The organism is Staphylococcus sp. MI 10-1553, from assembly GCF_010365305.1.
Taxonomy (GTDB): Bacteria; Bacillota; Bacilli; order Staphylococcales; family Staphylococcaceae; genus Staphylococcus.
Genome location: NZ_CP048279.1, coordinates 1,195,604 through 1,220,370 on the forward strand (window position 1 = coordinate 1,195,604; position 24,767 = coordinate 1,220,370).

37 protein-coding genes and 9 tRNA genes are annotated in these 24,767 nt (G+C 36.0%); 42 read left to right on the forward strand and 4 right to left on the reverse strand.

Annotation, left to right across the window (positions count from 1 at the left end; all coding sequences use genetic code 11):
* Positions 1–442: 442 nt before the first annotated feature.
* Positions 443–952 (reverse strand): antibiotic biosynthesis monooxygenase family protein, encoded by a 510-nt coding sequence (locus GZH82_RS05390; RefSeq protein ID WP_162681617.1) that lies wholly within the window; start codon positions 950–952, stop codon positions 443–445.
* Positions 953–1,261: 309 nt separating this feature from the next.
* Here GZH82_RS05390 and hemE point away from each other — a divergent pair, with 309 nt between their 5' ends.
* The 14 genes from hemE (at position 1,262) to GZH82_RS05460 (ending at position 8,602) form a co-directional block, all read left to right on the forward strand.
* Complete coding sequence (gene hemE, locus GZH82_RS05395; RefSeq protein ID WP_162681618.1) at positions 1,262–2,296, forward strand: uroporphyrinogen decarboxylase; 1,035 nt, start codon at positions 1,262–1,264, stop codon at positions 2,294–2,296.
* Positions 2,297–2,333: 37 nt separating this feature from the next.
* Positions 2,334–3,266, forward strand: a complete 933-nt coding sequence (gene hemH, locus GZH82_RS05400; protein WP_162681619.1) for a ferrochelatase — start codon at positions 2,334–2,336, stop codon at positions 3,264–3,266.
* Between the two features lie 5 nt (positions 3,267–3,271).
* Positions 3,272–4,675 (forward strand): protoporphyrinogen oxidase, encoded by a 1,404-nt coding sequence (hemY, locus tag GZH82_RS05405; RefSeq protein WP_162681620.1) that lies wholly within the window; start codon positions 3,272–3,274, stop codon positions 4,673–4,675.
* 262 nt (positions 4,676–4,937) lie between these two features.
* Positions 4,938–5,492, forward strand: a complete 555-nt coding sequence (locus tag GZH82_RS05410) for an RBBP9/YdeN family alpha/beta hydrolase (RefSeq protein ID WP_162681621.1) — start codon at positions 4,938–4,940, stop codon at positions 5,490–5,492.
* A gap of 672 nt (positions 5,493–6,164) precedes the next feature.
* Complete coding sequence (ltrA, locus tag GZH82_RS05415) at positions 6,165–7,451, forward strand: group II intron reverse transcriptase/maturase (protein WP_162683007.1); 1,287 nt, start codon at positions 6,165–6,167, stop codon at positions 7,449–7,451.
* Positions 7,452–7,703: 252 nt separating this feature from the next.
* Positions 7,704–7,775, forward strand: a tRNA-Glu gene (locus tag GZH82_RS05420).
* A gap of 109 nt (positions 7,776–7,884) precedes the next feature.
* Positions 7,885–7,958, forward strand: a tRNA-Met gene (locus GZH82_RS05425).
* Positions 7,959–7,969: 11 nt separating this feature from the next.
* A tRNA-Asp gene (locus tag GZH82_RS05430) sits at positions 7,970–8,046 on the forward strand.
* Between the two features lie 10 nt (positions 8,047–8,056).
* Positions 8,057–8,129: transfer RNA gene (locus GZH82_RS05435), tRNA-Phe, on the forward strand.
* A 14-nt stretch (positions 8,130–8,143) separates the two neighbouring features.
* Positions 8,144–8,216 (forward strand) — tRNA-His (locus tag GZH82_RS05440).
* A gap of 19 nt (positions 8,217–8,235) precedes the next feature.
* Positions 8,236–8,306 (forward strand) — tRNA-Gly (locus tag GZH82_RS05445).
* Between the two features lie 10 nt (positions 8,307–8,316).
* Positions 8,317–8,391: transfer RNA gene (locus GZH82_RS05450), tRNA-Asn, on the forward strand.
* Between the two features lies 1 nt (position 8,392).
* Positions 8,393–8,464, forward strand: a tRNA-Glu gene (locus tag GZH82_RS05455).
* Positions 8,465–8,513: 49 nt separating this feature from the next.
* Positions 8,514–8,602 (forward strand) — tRNA-Ser (locus GZH82_RS05460).
* Between the two features lie 62 nt (positions 8,603–8,664).
* Here the strand turns inward: GZH82_RS05460 and GZH82_RS05465 are convergent.
* The 3 genes from GZH82_RS05465 to GZH82_RS05475 form a co-directional block, all read right to left on the reverse strand.
* On the reverse strand, positions 8,665–9,711 hold the full coding sequence (locus GZH82_RS05465) for a tyrosine-type recombinase/integrase (protein WP_162681622.1): 1,047 nt from the start codon (positions 9,709–9,711) through the stop codon (positions 8,665–8,667).
* Between the two features lie 135 nt (positions 9,712–9,846).
* Positions 9,847–10,866, reverse strand: coding sequence for an HIRAN domain-containing protein (locus GZH82_RS05470; protein WP_162681623.1), 1,020 nt, complete (start codon positions 10,864–10,866; stop codon positions 9,847–9,849).
* 14 nt (positions 10,867–10,880) lie between these two features.
* Positions 10,881–11,573: a helix-turn-helix domain-containing protein gene (locus GZH82_RS05475; protein ID WP_162681624.1), complete on the reverse strand. Its 693-nt coding sequence runs from the start codon at positions 11,571–11,573 to the stop codon at positions 10,881–10,883.
* Positions 11,574–11,769: 196 nt separating this feature from the next.
* Here GZH82_RS05475 and GZH82_RS05480 point away from each other — a divergent pair, with 196 nt between their 5' ends.
* The 28 genes from GZH82_RS05480 (at position 11,770) to GZH82_RS05600 (ending at position 24,743) form a co-directional block, all read left to right on the forward strand.
* Positions 11,770–11,985, forward strand: coding sequence for an XRE family transcriptional regulator (locus GZH82_RS05480; protein ID WP_162681625.1), 216 nt, complete (start codon positions 11,770–11,772; stop codon positions 11,983–11,985).
* 11 nt (positions 11,986–11,996) lie between these two features.
* The gene (locus GZH82_RS05485) at positions 11,997–12,257 is read left to right on the forward strand and encodes a hypothetical protein (protein ID WP_162681626.1); all 261 of its coding nucleotides are present in this window, start codon (positions 11,997–11,999) and stop codon (positions 12,255–12,257) included.
* A 268-nt stretch (positions 12,258–12,525) separates the two neighbouring features.
* Positions 12,526–12,735, forward strand: a complete 210-nt coding sequence (locus GZH82_RS05490) for a hypothetical protein (protein WP_096636863.1) — start codon at positions 12,526–12,528, stop codon at positions 12,733–12,735.
* Between the two features lie 13 nt (positions 12,736–12,748).
* Positions 12,749–12,925: a hypothetical protein gene (locus GZH82_RS13900; protein WP_203232850.1), complete on the forward strand. Its 177-nt coding sequence runs from the start codon at positions 12,749–12,751 to the stop codon at positions 12,923–12,925.
* Positions 12,926–13,005: 80 nt separating this feature from the next.
* Positions 13,006–13,212 (forward strand): hypothetical protein, encoded by a 207-nt coding sequence (locus GZH82_RS05495; protein WP_162681627.1) that lies wholly within the window; start codon positions 13,006–13,008, stop codon positions 13,210–13,212.
* Positions 13,209–13,454 (forward strand): hypothetical protein, encoded by a 246-nt coding sequence (locus tag GZH82_RS05500; RefSeq protein ID WP_162681628.1) that lies wholly within the window; start codon positions 13,209–13,211, stop codon positions 13,452–13,454. Before GZH82_RS05495 ends, GZH82_RS05500 begins: the two co-directional genes overlap by 4 nt.
* Positions 13,447–13,932: a siphovirus Gp157 family protein gene (locus GZH82_RS05505; protein WP_162681629.1), complete on the forward strand. Its 486-nt coding sequence runs from the start codon at positions 13,447–13,449 to the stop codon at positions 13,930–13,932. Before GZH82_RS05500 ends, GZH82_RS05505 begins: the two co-directional genes overlap by 8 nt.
* Entirely contained in the window at positions 13,933–14,106 is a 174-nt protein-coding gene (locus GZH82_RS05510; protein WP_162681630.1) for an NUMOD4 domain-containing protein, read from the forward strand.
* Positions 14,096–14,797 (forward strand): AAA family ATPase, encoded by a 702-nt coding sequence (locus GZH82_RS05515; protein ID WP_162681631.1) that lies wholly within the window; start codon positions 14,096–14,098, stop codon positions 14,795–14,797. Before GZH82_RS05510 ends, GZH82_RS05515 begins: the two co-directional genes overlap by 11 nt.
* A gap of 123 nt (positions 14,798–14,920) precedes the next feature.
* A complete protein-coding gene (locus GZH82_RS05520; RefSeq protein WP_162681632.1) occupies positions 14,921–16,144 on the forward strand; it encodes a DEAD/DEAH box helicase in 1,224 nt (407 codons plus the stop codon).
* A gap of 17 nt (positions 16,145–16,161) precedes the next feature.
* Complete coding sequence (locus tag GZH82_RS05525; RefSeq protein WP_162681633.1) at positions 16,162–16,665, forward strand: DUF669 domain-containing protein; 504 nt, start codon at positions 16,162–16,164, stop codon at positions 16,663–16,665.
* 28 nt (positions 16,666–16,693) lie between these two features.
* Positions 16,694–19,000, forward strand: a complete 2,307-nt coding sequence (locus GZH82_RS05530; RefSeq protein WP_162681634.1) for a phage/plasmid primase, P4 family — start codon at positions 16,694–16,696, stop codon at positions 18,998–19,000.
* 289 nt (positions 19,001–19,289) lie between these two features.
* Positions 19,290–19,598 carry a VRR-NUC domain-containing protein gene (locus tag GZH82_RS05535; protein ID WP_162681635.1) on the forward strand — a complete coding sequence of 103 codons (309 nt, stop codon included), beginning with the start codon at positions 19,290–19,292 and terminating at the stop codon, positions 19,596–19,598.
* A gap of 196 nt (positions 19,599–19,794) precedes the next feature.
* Positions 19,795–19,956 carry a hypothetical protein gene (locus tag GZH82_RS13905; protein WP_203232851.1) on the forward strand — a complete coding sequence of 54 codons (162 nt, stop codon included), beginning with the start codon at positions 19,795–19,797 and terminating at the stop codon, positions 19,954–19,956.
* Positions 19,956–20,441, forward strand: coding sequence for a DUF3310 domain-containing protein (locus GZH82_RS05540; protein WP_162681636.1), 486 nt, complete (start codon positions 19,956–19,958; stop codon positions 20,439–20,441). Before GZH82_RS13905 ends, GZH82_RS05540 begins: the two co-directional genes overlap by 1 nt.
* Positions 20,438–20,689, forward strand: coding sequence for an SAV1978 family virulence-associated passenger protein (locus GZH82_RS05545; protein WP_162681637.1), 252 nt, complete (start codon positions 20,438–20,440; stop codon positions 20,687–20,689). Before GZH82_RS05540 ends, GZH82_RS05545 begins: the two co-directional genes overlap by 4 nt.
* 3 nt (positions 20,690–20,692) lie before the next feature.
* A complete protein-coding gene (locus GZH82_RS05550) occupies positions 20,693–20,878 on the forward strand; it encodes a hypothetical protein (protein WP_162681638.1) in 186 nt (61 codons plus the stop codon).
* On the forward strand, positions 20,875–21,132 hold the full coding sequence (locus GZH82_RS05555) for a hypothetical protein (protein ID WP_162681639.1): 258 nt from the start codon (positions 20,875–20,877) through the stop codon (positions 21,130–21,132). Before GZH82_RS05550 ends, GZH82_RS05555 begins: the two co-directional genes overlap by 4 nt.
* The gene (locus GZH82_RS05560; protein ID WP_203232852.1) at positions 21,129–21,527 is read left to right on the forward strand and encodes a hypothetical protein; all 399 of its coding nucleotides are present in this window, start codon (positions 21,129–21,131) and stop codon (positions 21,525–21,527) included. The genes GZH82_RS05555 and GZH82_RS05560 overlap by 4 nt, the downstream gene beginning before the upstream one ends.
* 2 nt (positions 21,528–21,529) lie before the next feature.
* Complete coding sequence (locus GZH82_RS05565) at positions 21,530–21,913, forward strand: hypothetical protein (RefSeq protein ID WP_162681641.1); 384 nt, start codon at positions 21,530–21,532, stop codon at positions 21,911–21,913.
* Between the two features lies 1 nt (position 21,914).
* Positions 21,915–22,286, forward strand: a complete 372-nt coding sequence (locus GZH82_RS05570; protein WP_162681642.1) for a WDGH domain-containing protein — start codon at positions 21,915–21,917, stop codon at positions 22,284–22,286.
* A gap of 19 nt (positions 22,287–22,305) precedes the next feature.
* On the forward strand, positions 22,306–22,836 hold the full coding sequence (locus GZH82_RS05575; protein ID WP_162681643.1) for a dUTPase: 531 nt from the start codon (positions 22,306–22,308) through the stop codon (positions 22,834–22,836).
* Between the two features lie 63 nt (positions 22,837–22,899).
* Positions 22,900–23,127, forward strand: coding sequence for a DUF1381 domain-containing protein (locus tag GZH82_RS05580; RefSeq protein ID WP_162681644.1), 228 nt, complete (start codon positions 22,900–22,902; stop codon positions 23,125–23,127).
* On the forward strand, positions 23,124–23,267 hold the full coding sequence (locus tag GZH82_RS13910; protein WP_203232853.1) for a hypothetical protein: 144 nt from the start codon (positions 23,124–23,126) through the stop codon (positions 23,265–23,267). Before GZH82_RS05580 ends, GZH82_RS13910 begins: the two co-directional genes overlap by 4 nt.
* Positions 23,267–23,443 (forward strand): DUF1514 family protein, encoded by a 177-nt coding sequence (locus tag GZH82_RS05585; protein ID WP_162681645.1) that lies wholly within the window; start codon positions 23,267–23,269, stop codon positions 23,441–23,443. Before GZH82_RS13910 ends, GZH82_RS05585 begins: the two co-directional genes overlap by 1 nt.
* A gap of 11 nt (positions 23,444–23,454) precedes the next feature.
* Positions 23,455–23,877, forward strand: coding sequence for a transcriptional regulator (locus tag GZH82_RS05590; RefSeq protein ID WP_162681646.1), 423 nt, complete (start codon positions 23,455–23,457; stop codon positions 23,875–23,877).
* 126 nt (positions 23,878–24,003) lie between these two features.
* Positions 24,004–24,381 carry a nucleoside triphosphate pyrophosphohydrolase family protein gene (locus GZH82_RS05595; RefSeq protein WP_162681647.1) on the forward strand — a complete coding sequence of 126 codons (378 nt, stop codon included), beginning with the start codon at positions 24,004–24,006 and terminating at the stop codon, positions 24,379–24,381.
* Between the two features lie 5 nt (positions 24,382–24,386).
* The gene (locus tag GZH82_RS05600; protein WP_162681648.1) at positions 24,387–24,743 is read left to right on the forward strand and encodes an HNH endonuclease; all 357 of its coding nucleotides are present in this window, start codon (positions 24,387–24,389) and stop codon (positions 24,741–24,743) included.
* Positions 24,744–24,767: the final 24 nt, after the last annotated feature.

Genomic DNA, 24,767 nt, shown 5'->3' on the forward strand with positions numbered 1-24,767 from the left:
AGGAGCTGAACCAATAACTAACCAACGCTTTGATTTTAATATTACATTTGTTGAAGCGTTGGTGGATTTTGGGAGCAGTACAGAAATCTTATGTGTAATAAAGATTTCGTAGTAATACCTCCGAAAGGCTGACTAGACTTCTCAAAAGCATGCGGTCAGACAGCTACTGCAATAAACAGTAATCACTATTTAAAGTAAAGAAGTGACTGTTAGCAGTATGCACTGATTCTTCAGGAGTCTCAGTCTTTGGGCAATCTTACTTCAAATCGTAGGAAACTGAGGGCAAGTTTATGAAATCAAGAAAACCAATAGCATCCATTTTTATGTCCCATTCATCTTCATTTTTCGACTGTTCTATCATTTTTAATGAATCATAAATCCAAGAATAGGATAAAGGCTGGGAAAACTTAATGTCCCAGCCTTTATGTCCTAGACTGTTTTTTTAACATTCCTCTTTAGAAATTGGATAAAAGAATTGTTCTAAATATGAAGCGTGTGTACTTGATGATCCTGCAAGTGGGCGAACAGCTTCTTTAGAAAAATGTTCACGGAATGCAGAAGATTTTTTGTAGTCTTCATATGCTTTACGTGACGAAAATCCTAACAATACTTTATAAATATTGCTTTGTAAAGGTTTTAATAATCGGTAAGTATTGAAACCATCATATTCATCTAAATGAGGAAGGTAACTCTCTAGTTTCTTTTCCAACTGATATTTATGATCTTCAGTCGTCGGTATTGATATTAACGCATGAAAATCATCATTTGAAATTGAACCAAAGCGTGTTAAGACGCGAAACTTTTTAGGCTGTTGAAAAATAGTCTCGCCATTTGTCTCCTCAATCATGACAGATTGGTCGTTACCAGAAAAAATAAATAAGTCATGGTTTTCGTTGTTGAGTTGGATTTGATTTAAATATCCGTAAGTACCATATGTGATATAAAATTTCATGGTGTTTTCCTCCTTGTTTCATTTATTATAAGTTTTTCTCACTTAAATCACCACTAAAAAATACCTAATTCCCCTTAACTTAAGCGACTATTTTTGTACGATTTATTCATGTCATATGATTCATAAAATACGCTCTAAATATACATGAATAAGGGCAAGAAAATCATGTCAAAATTGCAAGGCAGCATTGTCGACATCTCTCAGTCAAATGTACATTTTAAATTTTTATGACATTTGAGCCAGATACTGATGGTAGGGGGACTTGATATGATATATTAATGAAGAATGACGTTGTTTAAGGAGGAACATATGGGTACGACAAAAAACGATACAATTTTGCGTGCGATTAAAGGAGAAGCAGTCTCTCATACCCCTGTTTGGTTTATGAGACAGGCGGGACGTTCACAACCAGAATATCGCAAATTAAAAGAAAAATACTCACTTTTCGACATTACACATCAACCAGAATTATGTGCTTATGTCACTGCACTACCGGTTGAACAATACAACACAGATGCAGCGGTATTATATAAAGATATAATGACACCACTAAAATCAATCGGTGTAGACGTTGATATTAAATCTGGCATTGGACCCGTGATCGCTAATCCGATTCGACAAATGTCTGATGTGGAAGCATTAGGTCAAATCAATCCAGAGCGCGATATCCCTTATGTTTTAGACACAATCAAATTATTGACTGAAGAAAAATTAAATGTCCCATTGATTGGTTTTACAGGTGCGCCATTCACTTTAGCGAGTTATATGATTGAAGGTGGCCCATCTAAAAACTATAATCAGACGAAAGCACTTATGTATAGTGATGAAGCGACATGGTTTAAATTAATGGACGTGTTGACAGACATGTCGATTCGTTATGTCGGTGCACAAGTGAAAGCGGGTGCACAACTCATTCAAGTGTTTGATTCATGGGTAGGGACTTTGAATCAACCGGACTATGACTACTATATTAAGCCGTGTATGGAAAAACTGATCACAGGGATTAAAGCTTACAACGTCCCTGTCATTATGTTTGGCGTTGGGGCAAGCCATTTAATAGAGTCGTGGAATGCTTTACCTATCGATGTCTTAGGGCTAGATTGGCGTACATCGATTAATGAAGAACGTGCCAAAGGGGTTTCAAAAGCATTACAAGGCAATTTAGACCCAAGCATTTTATTAGCACCGTGGGAAGTCATTGAAGCACGCTTGAAACCAATTTTAGATCAAGGGATGGCACACGGGCGACACATTTTCAATTTAGGTCACGGCGTCTTTCCTGAAGTGAAACCGGAAACGTTAAAAAGCGTGACTCAATTTGTGCATGACTATACAAAGCGTTAATTTGCAAGAATCGAGTATATAAAGGACGGATTAAAAGATGAAAAAACAAATAGGATTATTAGTGATGGCATACGGGACACCTTACCAAAAGAGTGACATCGAACCGTATTATACCGACATTAGACACGGTAGAAAACCATCCGAAGAAGAGTTGAACGATCTCATTTTACGCTATGAGGCGATTGGGGGGCTGTCGCCGTTAGCAGGAACGACTGAACGTCAAGCAGAAGCAATTCAGAAGGCGTTAAATGAGACTTATGAAGATGTTGAATTCAAGTTGTATATCGGATTGAAACATATTCACCCATTTATTGAAGATGCTGTTACACAAATGAATGAGGATGGTATTAAAGAAGCAGTAACAGTCGTTTTAGCACCGCATTTTTCTAATTTCTCAATAGCATCATATAATCGTCGTGCTAAAGAAAAAGCCGATACGTTTGGCATTCAGTTGCATCATGTTCAACATTATTATCAACAGCAACAATTTATCGATTATTGGACGATGCGTGTTAATGAAACTTTAGAAAATATTCCACAAGAAGAACGTGCAAAAACAGTTCTCGTCATATCAGCACACAGCTTGCCTGAAAAAATGATTAAAGAAAGTAATGACCCGTATCCATTTGAACTTGAAGATACAGCGCGTTTAATTCAAGAACAGTCAGCGATTGAACATGTTGCGGTCGGTTGGCAATCAGAAGGCAACACAGGTACACCATGGTTAGGACCTGATGTTCAAGATTTAACACGTGACTTATTCGAACAAGAAGGGTATCAACATTTCATTTATACGCCAGTTGGTTTTGTTGCAGAACATTTAGAAGTGTTATACGACAATGATTATGAATGTAAAGTTGTTTGTGATGCGGTCGGCGCAACATATCATCGCCCACCTATGCCTGACACGCACCCATTGTTTATCGGTGCAATTGTGAGTGAAATTACAAAAATTTTCCCGAAAGCGTGAGAAACATGACAAATGTAGCAATCATTGGTGCGGGTATTACAGGTTTATCGAGTGCGTACTTTATTAAACAAACGTATCCGCATGTGAATGTAACGATTTATGAAGCAACAGATCGACCTGGTGGCAAAATTAAAACGGTGCAACGCGATGGCTATACGATAGAACTTGGGCCCGAATCTTATTTAGGTCGCAAAACGATAATGACTGAAGTGGCCAAAGCAGTAGGGATGACAGATGATGATATAGTGACTAATAAAACAGGCCAGTCTTATATTTTTGCCAATGATACATTATATCCGATTCCAGGTGGTGCCATTTTAGGTGTACCGACTGATATCAAACCATTCATGTCAACAAAACTCATCTCAATGAAAGGGAAGTTTCGCGCATTAAAAGACTTAACGATTAAACCGATTGAGATGGAAAATGAAGACATGTCGGTAGGTGAATTTTTTAGAACACGTCTCGGTGACGAAGTACTCGAAAATTTAATTGAACCGTTACTGAGTGGTATTTATGGTACAGACATTGATGCGTTAAGTTTAATGAGCACGTTTCCGAACTTTAAAGCATTAGAAGAAGAACACGGCAGTATCATTAAAGGGATGCAGCACGTCAAAAAGGAACGTCAACAACAGGCACAACATAATCAACAGGGCCCACAAGGCCAGTTTAAGCAATTTAGAAATGGTTTGAATGACTTTGTGAACAAACTTGAAAAATGGCTTAAAGCGCATGATGTGACATTTCATTTTGAAACACCCGTGCATGATTTAATTGGGACACAAAAGGGGTATTATGTTGAGTTAAATGACGAAACGCGTACATTTTATGATGGCGTCATTGTAGCAACCCCACATCAAGTGTTTAGAGAGTGGTTTAGTACTGATCCGATGTTTGATTATTTTTCTGAATTAGAAGCATCGTCTGTCGCCACAATAGTCTTTGCGTTTGATGAAGCCAATATTGAAAATACGTATGATGGCACAGGATTTGTGATTGCGAGAACGAGTGCGACGGATATTACTGCATGTACATGGACTACCAAAAAATGGCCACATACGACACCAGAGGGCAAAGTACTCATTCGCGCATATGTAGGCAAACAAGGTGACAACATCGTCAATGAAAAAACTGATGAAGAACTGGTAGCAATCGCCAAAAATGACTTACAACAAATGATGACATTTCATGGGGATCCTGACTTTACAATTGTGAATAAAATGTCATTTGCGAGTCCTCAATATCATGTCGGTCATATTGCTCGAATTAAAGCAATACAACAACATATTTGTGACAATTATCAGCATTTGCAAATAACAGGTGCACCGTTTGAAGCGGTTGGATTGCCAGACTGTATTCGACAAGCAGAAACTGCAGTCAAACAATTGTTGTCACGAATTGGATAAATGATAAGAAAAAGCTGCGAGATGTTGCAGCTTTTTTCATTTATTACATTTTAACGCTGATTGTGACTGATCATATTTTTAATACGTATAAAAGCATTTGTGGTCTTTGTGTATGACTTAACTCAAATGTGAACTTAATTTTTAAAGTTTTGTGATAGCACTCTATTATTTGACGATTTTAAAAATTTATGTTTTAAAATGGATATCTCTATTTATGATATGATAATGATGTTGAATCTATAGAAAGAAGGCGTATTGTATCATGACAAAGCTATATATTGTGCATGGTTACCAAGCCGATGCATCGAAGCATTGGTTTCCTTGGTTAAAGGAAACACTTGAAATTGAAGGCCATGATGTGGAAGTACTCAACTTACCTAATTCACATGAACCTAATGTTGAAGAATGGCTTACATATATGCAACAAGCAATTCCAGAAGTTGATGCTGATACCATTTTCGTTGCACATAGTTTAGGTGTCATTACAACTTTGAAATTTTTAAACGATCTGGACGTATCGAAAGTAGGGGGCTTAGCGATTGTTTCTGGCTTCAAAGATAAGTTAGAAGGGATAGAAACTTTAGATGACTTTATCGAACAAGACATCGATTTTGAAAAGCTTAAGCATAAGATTATTAAACGTTTTGGGATTGCTTCTAAAACAGACGATATCGTGCCGTATACATTAACAGCTGAATTGTGTGAGGCACTTGATGCTAAATTTTATTTACAAGAAGAGGGTGGTCATTTTATTGAACAAGATGGCTATGATACATTTCTGTTCTTGAGAAATAAAATATTAAAGAATTTCGATTAAAATATGGCAAATTCGTAAATGTATACCAATTCGCTTGCTTTTTTAGGTGAGCCTAAATATAATGTAGGTGTAGGATACAATTCTACATAATATTTGTATTCTCCTAATCATGTTTAAGATTCCATTTACTCTCAAGGTCCTCCTTTCGCCTTGAGAGTCTTTTTTTAGTGCGCCCGGCATGGGTAACACCTTGACGGTGAAAGTCCGTTACAGGCTTGGTAGTAGGAACTGTTAGCGAAAGACAAGGGTGTCCATTGTGAAGTGGAATCTGAAGGAAGTCGGACGCAAACACTCGCACTGACGAACAGAAACATCATACTAAGGCTATGTGGAATGGATGAATCTGCTAAACAAGATGAAGTCCTATACTACCCGAGTTCTATATAGTAAATGATGCGGTGACATGAGTGGAAAGAGGTTATACCTTACCCGGGGAGGTCTCATCAGCGGTATTTCTACCGTAGTAACAACGAATGATGAGAAGTCAGCAGAAGTCATAGTAGGGAAAATGTACCGAAGGACTGAACAATATTCAATACAAAGTAAAGATTGGAGGTTATAGATTTACGACGTACAGAATACGGTCTTAACCGGCAACTTATGGAAGGATAAGTAGTGGAACGAAAAAGAATACATAAGTGTGTACAGTAAATCTTAGGTGAAATGAAAGAAATGTATCGTAAGTCTTCATCTCTGATGGAGCTTGTTGTAAGACCTGACAACATAGAAAAAGCTATCAAGAAGGTAAAGAAAAACAAAGGTGCTCCTGGAATTGACGGCATGAAAGTCAGTGAACTCCATGCCCACTTTGCGCAATACTTTTCGCAGATAAAAAAGAAACTGCTTGATGGTACTTATCAACCTCAAGCAGTTCGAAAAGTTCAAATTCCCAAACCAAACGGGAAAATGCGTGTGCTTGGTATTCCTGTCGCTAGAGACAGAGTGATACAACAAGCGATTAGACAAGTGATTGAACCAGGCATCGACCGAACATTTTCAAATCATAGCCATGGTTTCAGACCGCATCGTAGCACAGGAACAGCACTTAAGCAATGTGTTGCCTATTACGAAGAAGGCTATAAAATAGCTGTGGATTGTGATTTGAAACAGTGCTTTGACATGTTGAATCATGATAAGCTCATGTATTTGTTCGAACGCCACGTTCAAGATAAGTCAATTTCTAAATTTATCCGTAGAAGTTTACAAGTGGGTGCTATTGACCTATCTGGCGAAGTCGCAGAAAGAAAGATAGGTGCACCACAAGGGGGCGTTATCTCTCCCTTACTATGTAATATCTATCTACATGAACTGGATAAAGAACTCGAAAAGCGTGGACACCGTTTTGTACGATATGCCGATGATTTTGTTATCTTTGTACGCACAAAACGTGCAGGTGAACGCGTAATGACGAGTGTAACGAAATTTATTGAAAAGCAACTGAAGTTGGTTGTCAATGAAGAGAAAAGTAGAGTCGGAGCAGTTACACGTTTAAAGTTTTTGAGTTGTCTAATAACCAAGGTCAATGGGGTTTATCGTTTCAGACCGACTACGGAAGCAAAAAGAAATTTAATACGCGCCTTAAGGAAAATAACGAAACGAAATAGACCTGGTACCTTTAAAGAGATTATCACTGAAATCAACCAAGTAACACGAGGTTGGATAAATTACTTTGGCAGAGGTTTTATCAAAGGATTTATTGAAACCACGCAATCTTGGCTAAACCGCCGACTTAGACAACTCATTCTTAAACGGTGGAAAAGAGTAAGAACTCAATATAAGATGTTACGCCAATATGGTCTTGACCATAGAAGTGCAATGAAAATCGCACAGTCTCGCAAAAAGTACTGGCGATTATCGAATACGCATGAGGTTCATCGTGCACTTACAACAAAACAACTCTACAAGTGGGGACTGATACCATTAGCCCAGCTTGCAGAGTTGGCTTACGCAAGATATTGAACCCCCGAGTACGGAACTGTATGCTCGGTGGTGTGAGAGGACGAATAGTCAGTTAATGACTATTCTCCTACTCGATTGGTTGTTTGAGTGGTGATTTTAACTCGTATGACGGGTGGAAGGGAAGTTAATTCATCACTTTAGGTATGTTTTTGCTAAAAAGTATTTAAATTACACATATTTTTAATGGGAAGATGTTGACGTTTTTAATGGTTAAATATATACTTAAAAAGTCCTTTACAATTCTAATGATTTGGCTCCTTGGTCAAGCGGTTAAGACACCGCCCTTTCACGGCGGTAACACGGGTTCGAGTCCCGTAGGAGTCATCACAACTTTTTAATTTGAAATTTTTATTTTAAAAAAATTAAAAAATTGTTGACATTAGATTGATAGTTTGTTATGATGGTTAAGTAAGTGATTTACAAATACTATTATCGCGGGATGGAGCAGTTCGGTAGCTCGTCGGGCTCATAACCCGAAGGTCGGTGGTTCAAATCCGCCTCCCGCAATTTTTATAAGTGGTCCCGTAGTGGAGCGGTTTAACACGCCTGCCTGTCACGCAGGAGATCGCGGGTTCGATTCCCGTCGGGACCGCCATTATTAAAATGGTTCAGTAGCTCAGTCGGTAGAGCAAAGGACTGAAAATCCTTGTGTCGGCGGTTCGATTCCGTCCTGAACCACTTCTTAAATCACGGCGGTTGTGGCGAAGTGGTTAACGCATCGGATTGTGGTTCCGACATTCGTGGGTTCGATTCCCATCAACCGCCTATATCGTTTAATTTTTATGCGGGTGTAGTTTAATGGCAAAACCTCAGCCTTCCAAGCTGATGTTGTGGGTTCGATTCCCATCACCCGCTTCATTGTTATTCCACAGTAGCTCAGTGGTAGAGCTATCGGCTGTTAACCGATCGGTCGTAGGTTCGAGTCCTACCTGTGGAGCCACGGCCCCTTGGTCAAGCGGTTAAGACACCGCCCTTTCACGGCGGTAACACGGGTTCGAGTCCCGTAGGGGTCATACAATCAGAAGTGAAATATCGCTTCTGATTTTTTATATTTTATAAGGTGGAGAGTTGTCCGAGTTGGCCGAAGGAGCACGCCTGGAACGCGTGTAGGCGCCAAAAGCGTCTCGAGGGTTCGAATCCCTCACTCTCCGTAAACTATAGCTTGAAACCATTGGTTTAATGAGATTTATGAAAAGCAAGTGTCAAATATGTGTCAAGAAAATAATTCTCTGACACGTTGACCTTGCTCTTTTTTATGTTCGTCGAGCAGATGGGAATAAATATCAAGAGTAATAGATATTTTATAATGTCCTAATCTTTTACTTATATACTCGATTGGTATTCCTTTCGAAAGTAAATACGATGTGTGAGTGTGTCTTAATGCATAAGGTGTTATTGAATCGTCTTTTAAACCTACTTCTTTTTTTGCATGATTAAATGCTTTAGATACAGCACTATGACTTAATTTGAACAGTTTACCATCAACACGCTTAGGTAACTTAGCCAACTTAGATTTAATAAGTTTTATGTCTTTTTGAGCAACTTCTACAAAGCGATCAGCATTGGCTGATTTAGTACCTCGTAAATGTATAATGCCTTCTTTCTCATTTAAATCTATATCTATCATATTTATTGCATCGCTATATCTAGCTCCAGTAATTGCTAAAATAAAAAGAAAAATATAACTTTCTTCATTTCGTTTTTTAAAATATTCAATCAAATTTTCGTATTGTTTTATTGTCATAAATTTTGTAGCTTCTTCTTTTGATTTTTTCGTTCCTTTGACTTCCACATTATAGGTAGGGTCCTTTTTTAAATAACCATCATATAATGCATCACGCAAACAACGAGATAAACAGCCATGCACTTTTCGTACAGTTTCATCAGTATGACCCTCACCGTAATCATTTAAAAATTTCTGATACTCTGTTCGAATAATATTTTTTATTAACATACCTGCACCGAAATATTTTTCAAACAAAATAATAGAACGTTCATACCAATAATATTGGCGCTTAGATAAATTTTTCTTATTTTTTATCACAAGCCAATCATTGTAATACTCCTTAAATGTTTTATCGTCAATTGCATTTCCATCTTCTAAATCGCGTATCAATTGTTGTGCTGCATTAACCGCCTCAGCTTTAGTTTTGAATCCTGATTTACGTTTCTTGCCTGATTTAAAAGAGGGGTGTTTGACGTCGTATTGCCAGGACGATGACGTTTTATTTTTACGTTTTGTTACTGTAAATGATGCCATTTTGTAGTTCCTCCTCAAAAAAAGTAAAAAATAATAAGGGTACGGCAAGGTACCCATGTATATTATTCGAAACTTGAAACTATAAGACTTTTCACTTTACCCTCATCGTCTAGTGATAAAGTGACGTAATAATCCTTATTTAAAGTAAGATATTTCCAATTTTAAACCATAATTTTTTTCTTTTGTTACTATCTTTTCTTCAATATAATCAAATTCTTTATATTTTCCACCATAAATATAGGCTGTACAATCAACTATGTTATCTAAATAATCGTTTAAGGATTCTGCATTCTCTTTAGGAATATATCCAACAGTGAATTTACCGTACTCGTTAGAAATCATAACCTTTATAGCATTAGAATCATAAATGTTATTTGGTTCTTTTTTTAAATAAACTCCCGGAACACTTTCGTAACTAGCTATTTCAAATAATTCACCGCCTAATTCCAGTTCCTCTATTAATTCGTTTCCTCTTAAATCTTCATACAAGAAAATAAATTCTTCGTTCTTTTTCATAGAATTTATCATTTTTTTCAATTTATTACGTCTATTATCGTAATTTAAACCAACTACGATAAAGGATTCACGAAGAATGTTGTCGGTCGTTTTCTCGTCATTTATTGAATCATGGTTTTCCACATTGTTTTGTGTTACAACAGGGGAATTGTCTTTTATTTGTTGAAATTCTGAATGGTTAGTATATAAGTTTGTCGCTAACGAATCTTTGTTTGATTTTAAGTTATTTAATTCTTCTTTTAATAATTCGATTTCTTTTTCTTTAGTACGTAATAAATCTTTTTGTGTTTCTAGAGTTGTTTTTTGTTCGTCCAGCGCTTGAGATAAAACTTCTATAGCTATCACAGATTCAACATTAGTAAATTTAAAAATTAAATCCTTAGATGAATTGTCATAAGTTAAATAGATGTTATTAGATGTGAAAGTTTTTTTAGATGTCACAGAATTTATATCAGACCATGGAATTACATATATAAAATCCTTTTTCTCACACACGAAGGCTATCTCTTTAAGAGAAGATATAATCGAACCGCTATATTCAACTCCCTGGAAATTTGTTGTTCCCGTTGTTTCTATAATAGTTTTAAAATCAGCGAATTTATCCAAAAAATATTTCTTATCCCTTTGTTTAGCTTTCATAAATGACCATCTCCTTACAGTATAACTTTTCCCGCTACTTTAATATCGTGACTACTATCAAAATGTAAGTCAGGATATTTTGAGTTCAACGAAACTAAACGTATTCCTTTTTCGTTGATAAATACCTTTTTTAAATAAGCTTCACCATCAATAACAAAGATACCGATTTGACCACTATTAATTTGTTTCGTTTTATCAACAAAGATAATCTCTTTATCTTCAAACATAGGCTCCATTGAATCACCGTTGACCTGCAATGCAAAGTCGTGATTAGGTATGTGTCCGTTGTACTGTGTTGTGAACTCTACACCATCTATTAACGTTTCTCCGGTACCTGCTGAAGCATAACCATAAACGGCGACCTCTTCTGATACTATGTTGTTTGAATTGATATGTAAGACTTTGTTGTTTTGTTCATCTAATTGTTCAGTAGCGTAGTCTAATACACGCTTTTGACGGGAAGGTGTGAGTTGGATTAATGTAGTTATTGAGTCGCTAACTAACGTATCATCAATCCCCATCAAGTTTTCTGGTTTAATATTTAACCCTTTACAAATTTTAATTATATTTTCTACTTTAGCATTGAACACTCCTCTTTCTAATATAGAACGAACTGTCGTATAAGCTAACCCTATTTCTTCTGAAAAAGCTTTAACCGAACCGGATTTTAATTCCATTAAATGTTTTAAATGTTTTTCTTTTTCCAATTTTGGTTACCTCATTTCTAAAATATACTTATATAATAACATGCGAAAAATCGTATATCAAGGCAAAGGAAATAAAAAAATACGAAAATTAGTATTGACTAGGCACGAAATTTCGTATATAGTGTACTTAAGCACTTCGGCAGTGCTAATTTTTAAAATTTCAAATACGAAAATTCGTATAATTGGAGGAGGTACAATGTTGACCAATTTAGAAAAAGTTAGAAAACAGAATAAAGTATCTCTGGTGGATATCGCAGACTTATTAGAGGTTCGATATCAAACGGTATCAGATAAGATTAACGGTATTTCTGATTTCAAATTTGGAGAAGCGTTACTTATTAAAAATACTTTCTTTCCAGAGTATGAAATTGAATATCTGTTTTCAAGAGAAAAAGAAAAAGTCACAACTTAAAGGAGGACACTATGAACGAAGAAGAAAAAAATAAATTTCTATCAATATTGAATGACAGCAATTATCGAATGACCATTGCAAGTTTACTGATAATAGCAATGGAAGAAAGAGATTCTAATTTCAATCGGTCAGTCGGCTATCTCATAAATTCTTTAAACGAAAATAACCGACCAACAGAAGAGGCTAAAACAAAATCGATATTACCAACGCTGTTATCGATACTAGCAATGACAATGTCGATAGTAGCAGTGGTATTGCAAATTTTAAATTAAAGTTTTCGAAGAATTCTCTACCTTCATCAGAGATATAGACGTAATCGTCATGAATAGGAAAATAACCGTCAAAATCCACAATTTTTTGATAGATGTAATTTTTGTTTAATAAACGATCAGTAGTTCTATTATCTTTGTATTTCAATTGGCCTTTAAGGTAAAGCGAAAACAAGTAACAGTACATTTTAAAACTCATACTTCTCACCTCCTTTCGCCAGGAGATAAGAAAAGTATAGCACAACGAAATTTAAATAAGGAGAAAAGAAAAATGGAATTTATCGGATTTGCAGATGCACAAGAATTTATCAAAATTAGCGGTATTTCTGAATGGCATCTTGAACATGAAGTATATGCAAATGCAGATTTCAGAAAGACGTGTATGTTCAGATTCGGAAAAGGCGGTAAACGCTATATCGAGATTGAACCAGCGCTTAAATTTATTAAAGAAAACATTTTAATCAGAGAAACGGACTTATAAGGAGGTGATTAAAATGAAAAACATTATTGCATGGTTCATGACGGTTGCCGTCGCATTTGTACTAGGTACAGCGCTTGCTTTTGTAGGTGTGTACTTTACCACAATCTTATTTGTGCTAACTGTGGTTGAAATCATCACATACTACGGTACCTACTACACAATCGAAGCATTAAAAAAGACTGAGTGCTAGCTGCAACTAGCAAACAGTCGAAGTAATAAAAAATATTTTTTTATGGATTAATTATACCACAAATCATAGGAGGAACCATCATGTCAGAAAAAATCAAAGTATCCTACACAGAATTTAAAAATTTAATCGCTTCTGAAACTAAATTAGAACAGGAAAATCAGGAGCTTAAAGAAAGAATTGAGATTTTAGAGGGTCTTTATAAATTTAAGTCCGAAGAAGCCGAAAAATTAAAGAGAGAATTAGACAATTGGACTCTCGAAGATCACGAGGAGGAACCCGTATTTTGACTAAATCAGAAGCTTTAAAAATAGCAAATCACATCAACAAGTTGATTTATAAATCCAACAAAACAGCTTCATTAAGATTTTCAATGAGAAACGGAAAACCCGAAATTTCATTCATATATGTCGTCGAATTTGGACGTGCTAAACATATAAAAATTTCAAAATGGTTCACCGAAGAACTCGTTGAAGAAGCAATTAAAGAAATTGAAAGAATTTTGAAAGAGGAGGCGTCATTTGATGAGTAATTTATTTGACCTTAATCAAAACGAACTCACAATTTTAGAAATGCTGGAAAATGAAGAATTAAGTTTTGATGATGTAAAAGACACATTAGACGCAATTCAAGACGAGCAAAAACGTAAATATGATTCTATGCAAAAGATGGTTCTATCGTTAAAAGGTGATGTAAATACATTAAAAGAACGTGAGACGGCACTTAATAAACGTCGTAAATCATATGAAAACAAAATCAAATCACTTCAAAATTATATGCTTGAATCAATGAAGTTTAAAGGCGAAACGAACTTTAAAACTCAGGAATTCACATACTTCATTCGTAAATCTGACTTAACTCAGATTGATGACGAAAGTGCAATACCTGATAAGTACAAAGTAGAACAAGCGCCTAAAATAAACAAAACGCAAATAAAGAAAGACATTAAAGCAGGAATTGAAGTTAAAGGTGCATCGCTCATCGAGAATGAAAGTTTAGGGGTGAGATGATTGGAAGTATGGAAACCAATTTTAAACTATGAGGGTTTATATGAAGTGAGTAATACAGGAAAAATAAAGAGTTTAAAGAAAAGTATCATCATGAAACCACCTACAAATAACAGTGGTTATAAAACAAAGGTCAACTGTGGGGTTGGTTACAGGAGGATGCATCATGACATTTAACATAAAACCAGCATCAGAAATACAAAAAAAGAAAATAACTTATTTATTATATGCACCTCCTGGAACCGGTAAAACACATACGATCAATTTTTTAGAAGGTAAAACATTATATATATCTGTAGATAAAACAGAATACCCACTAAGAAATAATCCGGATGTAGATATTTTAGATTTTAATACTCACGAGGCTTGGAATGAATATGCTGAACTAGCAAAGTTTTTAAAAGAATCAGACTTATCGAAGTACGAAAATATAGTAATAGATAACATTTCTGAATTGTTTAGAGCGATGTTAGCAAATTTAGGAAGAGACGGACGAAATCAAAGAGTCCCAGAAATGAGACATTATCAACAAGTAGATTTCTTCATAATTGACAGTTTTAGATTTATGCAATCACTGGGCAAGCGTCTCGTTTTTTTAGCGTGGGAAACCACAGAAGAATTTCATTCGGAGGGTGGTCAAATTCTCACTAAAACTGTGCCGGATATTCGGAAAACTATACGTGATAATATCGCAGGACTGTGTCAAGTAGTTGCAAAATTGAAGTATAACGAAAAGACAGAAACAAGAGGTTTTTACTTACAAGCTACAAATAGTATTTACGCTAAAAATCAGTTAGATAGCAGAAAACATTGTCTGCAAGATGAATTATTTAACGTTGGCGGGGAGGTGGTCAACAATGGCGACTAACTTCCAACTGAGAGATTACCAAATTGAATTAATTAATGGATTATATGATTCGATTGGAAAAGGTAATCAAAACATTATGGTACAGTCGCCTGCCTGAATGCAGGAAGCGGTAAGTCTGTCACCATGTCAGAGGTAGCAAGGCGTGCGACTGACAAAGGCAATAGAGTGCTGTTTTGCGTACACAGGATAGAGTTAGTGAACCAAATCAAAAACACGTTTCGATTAAACAATGTTGACATGGATCTATGTCATGTCGGAATGGTTCAAACAATCAAGAATCGTGTCAAACGTGGTGCAGAACCTGAACCGTCAATCATCTTAGTGGACGAAGCGCACCACTCATTAGCAAAAACGTATCTCGATATATTCGAGGCGTTTCCCGACGCGTATGTGTTTGGCTTCAGCGCAACACCATGTAGATTAAACGGTAGAGGTTTTACAGACGTGTTCACTGATTTAATACCTGGTAAAACAGTTAAATGGTTAATCGACAACAAACGATTAGCACCGTTTAAATATTATTCGGTGAATTTGCTCGACGCTAATCAATTAAAAACAGCTAGCACAGGTGACTACCGTTCTGATTCAATTACAAACGCGATGAAAACGACAATTTATGGTGATGCCGTTGAAAACTATAAGAAGTTTGCTGACGGTAAGAAAACTATTATCTACACTCACAATGTTGAATCGAGTAAGCAGGTTGCAGAAAAGTTTAATCAATCAGGTTATAAAGCGTTGCAAGTTGATGGTAAAACACCTAAATCTGAACGTGATGCAGCAATGGCAAAATTCAGAAATAACGAGGTTAATATACTCGTTAATGCCGAGTTGTACGGCGAAGGTGTAGACGTGCCAGATTGTCACTGTGTCATACTGCTACGCCCTACTAAATCACTGACGTTATTCATTCAGCAGACTATGCGTGCGATGCGTTATCAAGAAAACAAGACAGCAATCATCATAGATCATGTAGGCAATTATCTTACACATGGGTTACCTACAACCGAGCATGACTGGCATGAGCATTTTAAAGGCGTTGATAAAAAGAAGCGTGAAGAGAATACTGTTATGGCTAAACAATGCCCAGAATGTTTTAGTGTAGTAGCTTCTACACACTCGGAATGTCCATATTGCGGGCATGAATGGAAATCAGAAGAGCAAGCATTACAACAAGATTCAGAAACAGAATTAGAAGAAATTACAGAAGAAACATTTATCAAATTAAATTTTAAAGAACCTAAAGACTGCAAGAGTATGAAAGAGTTATACGAATTAGCTAAAAACAGGGGTTATAAACCTGGTTGGGCATACTTTCAAGGCAAACATTTAGGACTAATCAAATAAAAAGGAGATTTTAAATTATGACAAACTTTACTTTAAATATGGAGGATACTTTCGATGGAGGTATCCAAGATGGGACTTATGAAACGGTGATTACAAAGTGTGAGGAAAATGTAACGCCAGGTGGAGCAGAACACGTAGACATGCGCTTAACAATCAGAAATGACGTAAATCAAAAATATAAAAATAACGTTATTTTCCATAAGATTTGGAAAGCAAAAGCAACTGGTAAATACGACATGCGATTTTTCAACACAATCGGTGCAGCGGCACAATTGCAACAAGGTAAAGCATATTCGTCAATTGAAGAATTATTCAATGACTACTTAGGCAAACCAGTTAAAGTCACAGTTAAAAACGAAACTTCAGAATATAACGGCAACACTTATGAAAATCTAAACGTTAAACGTTGGGATAAAACAGCGTTACCGGAAATGACACATCAATTTAAAACTACCGAAGACGGTGAGAATCCATTTGCAGGTGGAGAAGTTAATGTTGATGATGACGACTTACCATTTTAATTCGTAAATAAAAACAAGGAGGGTTATTATGTACGACAATATACCTTACGAATTAAAAGAATTAGATCGTTGGTGTTGCTTCAAGATTGAGCAAGGTACAAACGGGCGTAAAACAAAACGCCCTTATAACCCCCTTACCAATCAAATGGCGAAGTCCAACGACGAAAATACATGGGTATCGTTCGAAGATGCCGCAAGTCTATCTATCAATTATGACGGTATTGGTTTTTTCTTCAAAGAACCATATATCGGTGTCGACCTAGATGGTGTCGGTAAAGAAATTACCGAATATTTAGAAAATGAAGAAGCCGAAAACATTGTTTCGGAATTTATAGAGATACTCGAAACCTATGCAGAAATCAGTCCATCGGGAAGCGGTATTCACTTAATTGTTAAAGGTGAATTACCTGCAAAAGGTCGCAGACGTGGCAATGTAGAAATTTATAATCATGGTCGATTCTTCACGATGACAGGCAAACACATTGGTGGATATAACCGCATTAACGAAGATGAGATGAATAAACTATCCTACTTACACAGTAAATACATTCTAAAGCCTGATACAGAAAAGAAAATTATTAACACCAACAAAGGATTCGGCAATGATTTATCAATAGAACAGATTATCGATATTGCTAAAAAATCTAAAAATGGTTTACGTTTTACTACTCTATACGAGGGGGATTGGTCACAATTCTACTCATCACAATCAGAAGCGGACCTCGCATTCTGTAACGACCTAGCGTTTTGGACCGCACGTGATCCACACAAGATGGACGCGATTTTCAGAAAATCAGTGTTATACCGTGATAAATGGGATGAAACTCGTGGTGAAGATACGTACGGCAATATCACAATTTCAAGAGCAATAGAAAGTTGCAGCAACGAGTTTATTCCTGAAGTTTCACCCGATAACGATTTTCAGATTTATGTCATGGAGCAAGACGTTAAGCCTGCAAAGAAAGACAAGCGTTATTCATACGATGACACGGGCAACGCTGAACGATTACGTGATTATTACGGCGATTACATTCGATACAACTACACAGCAAATGCATGGTTTTACTATGACGGCAAGCGTTGGAAAAAAGACGATGCAGGTAAGATGAAGCATCTTGTGGATAAAGTTGTGAATAAGTTGAAAGACGAAAAATTGTACATCAGTGATGATGTGGACGAAGAAGATATGAAGAAGTACCGATATCGACACTGGAAAGATTCACGTAACCACAGTAAAAAAGTGAACATGATGAAAGAATGTCAGCACTTGTTGCCGATTCATCATCATAATTTTGATACGGATTTCACACTTTTTAATACTCAAAACGGTTATATCGATTTAGCTACCGGAATGCTACACGAACATGAGAAAAACAAATTCTTTACAAAAATGAGTAACACAGAATACACAGATAATGCTGATTGTCCGATATGGTTAGACTTCCTAAATGACATATTTTTAGGAAGACAAGAATTAATTGATTATATCCAACGAGCAGTCGGTTACTCATTATCAGGTTTCACATCAGAACAAGTGCTATTTGTTTTATACGGTAATGGTCGAAATGGTAAATCAGTATTTTTAGACATCATGAATGAAGTTTTTGGAGATTATGCAACGAACATTCGACCACAAGCAATCATGGCCGGTAAAAATAATTCTGACGCATCACCTGAAATCGCCAAACTCGATGGCGCTCGATTCGTTACTACTACAGAACCGAATGAGGGTGACCGATTTGACGAGGGATTATTAAAACAATTAACCGGTGGTGACAAGGTGTCAGCACGACGATTATACGAAAACGAATTCGAGTTTACACCACAGTTGAAACTTTGGATGGCAACGAACCATAAGCCATATGTTAGAGGCACTGACGAGGGAATATGGCGAAGATTCGTCATCATACCATTCGAAAAGCAAATACCGCTTCATGAAGTTGATAAGGATCTAACACAGAAACTTAAAAAGGAACTGCCTGCAATCATTAAGTGGTGTGTTGACGGTTACCTTGAGTGGCAACGTCTCGGACTTGCTGAACCAAAAATCATCAGAGAGCAGAGAGAAGAATACCGTACAGAAATGGACCCTATTGAGATGTTTTTAGATGAGTGTTGTAGAAAAAGAAGCGAAACATCAAGAGTCAAAGGTAGTTTACTATTTCAGGCTTACGATATGTGGGCGAAAGAGAATCATCAGTACCGTATGACTAGTACTAAATTCGGTAAAGAAATGAAGAAAAAAATAAAATGGAAGCCCTCAAACGGAATTCAATATTTAGGAATAGAACTTTTGAAAGAGTACAACCCTAATTTTATAAAACTCAACTTGTAATTTTACATTGTGGAAGGGTTATTGGAATAGTTTTGGAAGAGTTTTAGAAAAACCCTTCCAGTCTTAAAACGTTGGTATAAAGCCTTTTATATTACTTTTATTTCTTATTTGGAAGAGTTGGAAGAGTAATAAAAGAAAAGTAAATAGATAAAAAGAAATAGAAATAGTATTTAAAAAGTTTCCTGAAACCCTTCCAACTAATAAAAACTCTTCCAAACCATTGGGAGAGTAAGGAAGTAGCGATATTTTAACTACTCCTAAACCCTTCCAACTATTACGGAGGATACAAATGACAGAACAAGACATTCAAAACTTAATCAGAATCGCAGTGTCAAAAAATAATATGATTTTCAGGGCTAATGTTGGAAAAGTAAAAACAGCAGATGGAAGAATCTTTGATACAGGGTTGCCGCCAGGTTTTTGTGACCTATTCGGTTTTAGACCAGACGGAAGAATATTTTTTATTGAAGTAAAAAAACCAGGTGGCAAAGTTAGAGAGGTGCAAAAACACTTTATAGAAGTTGTTAAACGTAACGGTGCTATTGCAGGCGTCGCATACAGTGTGGAAGATGCCCTGAAAATTATCGAGGAGGGCTAATCATGAATTGTATTTTTGGAAAGAAAGCACAGAAGTATACAGAAACAACAGTTGACTACTATGACGAGCTGAAAACAAAAAGCGCTTATCGAAAATATAAAAACAGTCGCAAAGATAAATCGCACTTAGATAAATATCCGCAGTTCGTTAAACCAAGCAGATTTTACAATTATTTACTTAGCAAGGTGATGTGGAGATGAAAATTAGAAGCGTAGACAGACGAATTGTATTAACTGATGACCAAGTTAAAGCTATGGAAAAGAACGGATTAAAACGCAGCGACGTATACAACAGGATATTTGGGTTAAATTGGCCTGTTGATAAAGCAGTCAGTAAACCGGTAAGGGGGCGTAATTAATGGAAATTAAAGAATTGAAAATCGGTGATGAGGTGCAAGTTGTATTTGGTTCACAACGTATGAGAGATGCAGATGATGAGAAATGGGTTTATGAGCCATATTTTGAGAATGGAACAGTTGCCAGCGTGGGCGAATACGGTAAAAATGCGAAAGTCGAATTTAAAGACGGTAGCTTTACTATTATCGATGAAGACACAGAGTGGTACCTGATTCCAAGCAGCACGGAAGTTGCTACACACGAAGCATCGGAAATAAAGAAACCACATCATTATATGTTCGAAAATGGTACTGAGGCCATCAAAATTATCAATATGATTGTGAAAAGGTATAAACAATCGATTGTCGCAGCACAAATCTATAACGCAATAAAATACATCATTAGAGCGCCTTTTAAAAATGGGATTAAAGATTTGAAAAAAGCAAAAGAAAGTATAAATTTTGCTATCAAATTTTGGGATAACAAAGAGATGGAGTATAAAGAATGACAGACAAGCCACAAGCAAAATCTTACTTAAAACAATACTTTGGTACAAAGCGTTATTTATATCAAGACGGGCGTAAAGTAGCGCATATGCACGTTGTTAATGGTGTGTATTTGTTGCATGGTCATTTCAAAACTAAATTCACAAGATTGAAATTAGAGTTTGATAATAAGCAAGAATTTTATGACTATCTTAAAAAACATGAATTACATTTTGAAGAATCTAAACAGTTAAGTTTTTTTGAGGTGTGATAAATGATTTTATCTAACAGTGTAAGACAACGCTATCGCACTGATACAGCAGGCAAATCAGCGACAGAAATTAATCAGGAATTATGCAAACGTGGCGTAAAAGGTTTTGTTGTTAATGTGAATCACAATCGCGTAACGATGTTAGTAGAGAGACGTGATGTAAAACGGAATAAGGAGTGTATGAGATGAGTACCAATTTAGAACAAGCGTTTTTAGGTCGTGTTGAGTTAATCGAGAATAAACCGTTGTTTGATGGTGTTCAATATATCTTTAAGACAGTTACAGGTAAAAAGCTAAGTGTGGTTAGACACAAATTTTCACACGGAAATGAGATTGGGCAAGGATTATATGAACTTGCAGATATAACGAACGGAAAAGTTGATGTCGTTCAAGGTTATTTGACACCAGAAAGAGTGATTGAAATTTTAAAGGAGGAACGATGATGAAAATTAAAACTAAAAAGCAAATGACGTTACCACAGTCGATTGAATGGGCGTGGGAGAACGGTATTAAGAATAAAGGTTTTGTTGGAAGTAAAGGTGGGAGAGTGGAATTTGACTCTAAAGGTTGGTTCAAAACTTTAATGATTGTAGAACCGGACGAAATTTTTACTATCGAAGTCGAGGAAGAAATCACGGAGAGAACTATAATCCCTAATTTATTAGAAGTGTATGAGTTTGAGGGAGAATTAGTTTTTTTACCTCAAAAAGAAAAGACTATAAAAGACCTGCTAGAAGAATCTGCCCTTGAAGAAAATGTTACTACTAAAACTTTCTACCTTATACACGATGATGGGACGCTAACGTTAGTTTGGAAAGACGGAAAATTGGTGGAATAAACATGAAAAAATTATTAGGCAGACTCTCAAAAATGGAATATACAATCGAACAGGTTAAATCAGAACGAGATTCACTTATAAAAGACATAGCTAACCTGCGTATGCAGCGTGATGACTTGCGCAAAGAATGCGATGAGCTTATTGTAAGTAACCACAAAATTATTCAAGATAATGCTAAGTTACAACAACAGAAAGAACATTATAAGGAAATTTGGGGCTCTTTAAGGAAGGAATATTTTGAATCATACAAGCGTGATATTTCACTGCCTACGCATGAAAGAAATGTAGTAAAAGAACAACAAAAATTATCATTCTTGTATATGATGGATATTTTGGAAGATACTACACACCTACAAGAGTTTTTAGATGAAATGGAGGACGAGTGAGATGGAAGAATTTGCCACTAATGATTTAAACATTCACATTCAACAATTAAAGGAAAAAAATATAATCAGTACAGAAGACATATCAGACGGTTATCATACTTTCGGACAATTGTATCACGATAGAGCAGTTCTATTTGCAGTAATCCTGAACACATATAAAGGAAAAGCTTGGAAATCGAAACAACATGATGACGGAACAATGTTTGACGGAATGTTTATTGTTGGCATCACAACACCACAAGGACATTACACATATCACTATGATTTAGAGTATTGGGATATTTACAATGTTAAGGAAGTAGAAAAAGCGCCAAAATGGGACGGACATACTCATGAAGATATTAATAGATTATTCGGACTAATTAACAATTAAAACAAGGAGGAAACAAACAATGACTAATCAATTAACAGTAGAACAGTTAGAAGAATTACTAACGATACAAAACGAATTCGACGATAGAATACCGACATTAAACCTAGATGATAGCAAGATTGCATACGTGGTTGAGTTTTTCGAATGGTTTAACACGTTGGAGACGTTTAAAAATTGGAAAAAGAAACCAGGCAAACCTTTAGAAACACAACTTGATGAACTTGCTGACTTGTTAGCATTTGGGTTGAGCATTGCGAATCAACAAGTAAGCGATATTAATCATATTTTAGATTATATCGAAGATGGGGATTATCACGAATATATTGAAAATATAGATGTAAACTTCAATGATAAAGATATTGTTTATGAATTTATGAATGGTATAGATGCATTATATACTGGGTGGTTTAATGTCCAATTATTTTTACCGTTTGCAATTGCAATCCAATACTACACTATCGACGACCTTATCACAGCATACAAAAAGAAAATGGAGCGTAACCATGCAAGACAAGACGGAACAGCAGACGCAGACAAAGGATACGTCTAAACAGGTCGAATTCGACCACTTTAAAAAAGACATACTAACTAGAGTGAAAGAGGTGCTTGGGAAGTGACACAGTATTTAATTACTACATTCACAGACTCAACAGGTCAAAGCTTTACTGAAGTGACTAAAGCTAGGGAGAATCAGAAGTTTACAGTTGTGTTAGCAGAAAGTAAAGAGGAAGCGTTAAGGACGTATAGACGACAGATTTTATTTGACGCTCTTCGATTAGTGTCAAAGGGTTTCAAAGATTTTAGAAATGAATTTAAAAATTGGAAAGGTGACAAGCAATGAAATACATCATCACAAGCGCAGTGATTCTCTATGTCGCTTATCAATACTATATCAAACGTACTGCTAATGACGACATAGACACATTTAACCTATACGATCATATCGATTTAAATAATATTCGTGCGGAGGTGTCGTACTAATGTGGATTATCATATCGGTAATACTCGGATTAATAGTATTGATAGTATTGGCAGACAATAGTCTGTTACGTAAAGAGAACGAGACCCTAAAGTATACCAATATCTATTTAAGCGTTAAGTTTAAAGACGATGTCGATGCTAAAGAGTTTGAACGCTTTATTAAAAAATATAAATAACGGAGGAGAACATGACTGATATTAAACCTGGAACATTTCGCTATATAGAATCAGAAATATATAATCTTGAACATACAAAGCAAGACATTCAACGGTTGCGATTAGAAATACTTAATCCAACTCAACCCGTCGATAATAATATCATCTATGGTCCGCTTCAGTCAGGAGAACCTGCAAGAACAACAGAAATTATGGCAACGCGGTTAATGACTAATAAGATGCTGCGTAACCAAGAAGAGATGGTACAAGCAATCGAACGCACGTATAGCAAACTATCAGATGAATACAAGAAAGTTATTTATCTGAAATACTGGGCATCTAAAAAGTATAAGATGGAACACATTGCTGATGAATGTCATATGCATAGAAATACAGCTGGTAAGATAAGAAAGAACTTTGTAAAGGCTGTCGCATTGGAAGTAGGAATGAAATAACTGTGTGCGTAGCGTGTGCATAGAGCGTATTATTTAATGATATTATAGTAGTGTGGAAATCAAAGACATACTATATTATTCGAGGACTGGGATATATTCCTGGTCCTTTTTGTTTGGAGGTAAACAATGGAGCTGAACAAATACCAATCACTTAAGAAACCGTCAGACAAACAATCACACTTGCTTTTGTTGATGCATTCGGTTGGTGAGTTATCTAATGTATATCAATTAGATGATAACGATATAGATCGTTTAACGTTAGTACTAGGTGATGCGTTAGAACATATCACATGTATAGCTACATTAAATAACATCTCGCTAGATACTGTTGCAGGATTGAATGTGAATAGCTATCAACCTGAGTTACACAAAGTGATTAACAAAGGTGATGCGGTTACTTTTAATAAACAGAAGTATATCGTACATGATGTGATTGGTAATCAAGTATTAATTGCTAACCAAACAAACGATTTAGTAGTAGATATTAAAGACATTGGAAGGTGATTGTATTGGCAATCATGAGACGGTGTAATCACCCAACATGCAATACATTAATTAGTCACAACGAACGTTATTGTGATAAGCACAAAACGTACACAAACGATAAATACAACGATGTACGACAGCGTAATGATCCAGAATATTTAAGGTTCTATAAATCAAAACAGTGGCAGAATATGCGTGAATTAGTGATGATAGAAAATCATTACTTATGTAAATCGTGTGGGCGACAAGCGGACGTTGTAGACCATATTATACCGACAAAAGTAGATTGGTCGAAAAGATTAGACAAAAACAATTTACAACCATTGTGCAACGAATGCCACAACAAGAAAACGAAGAGAGAAGTCCCCCGCAGCAATTGACGGGGGTGGGGTGAAAGGGACAAG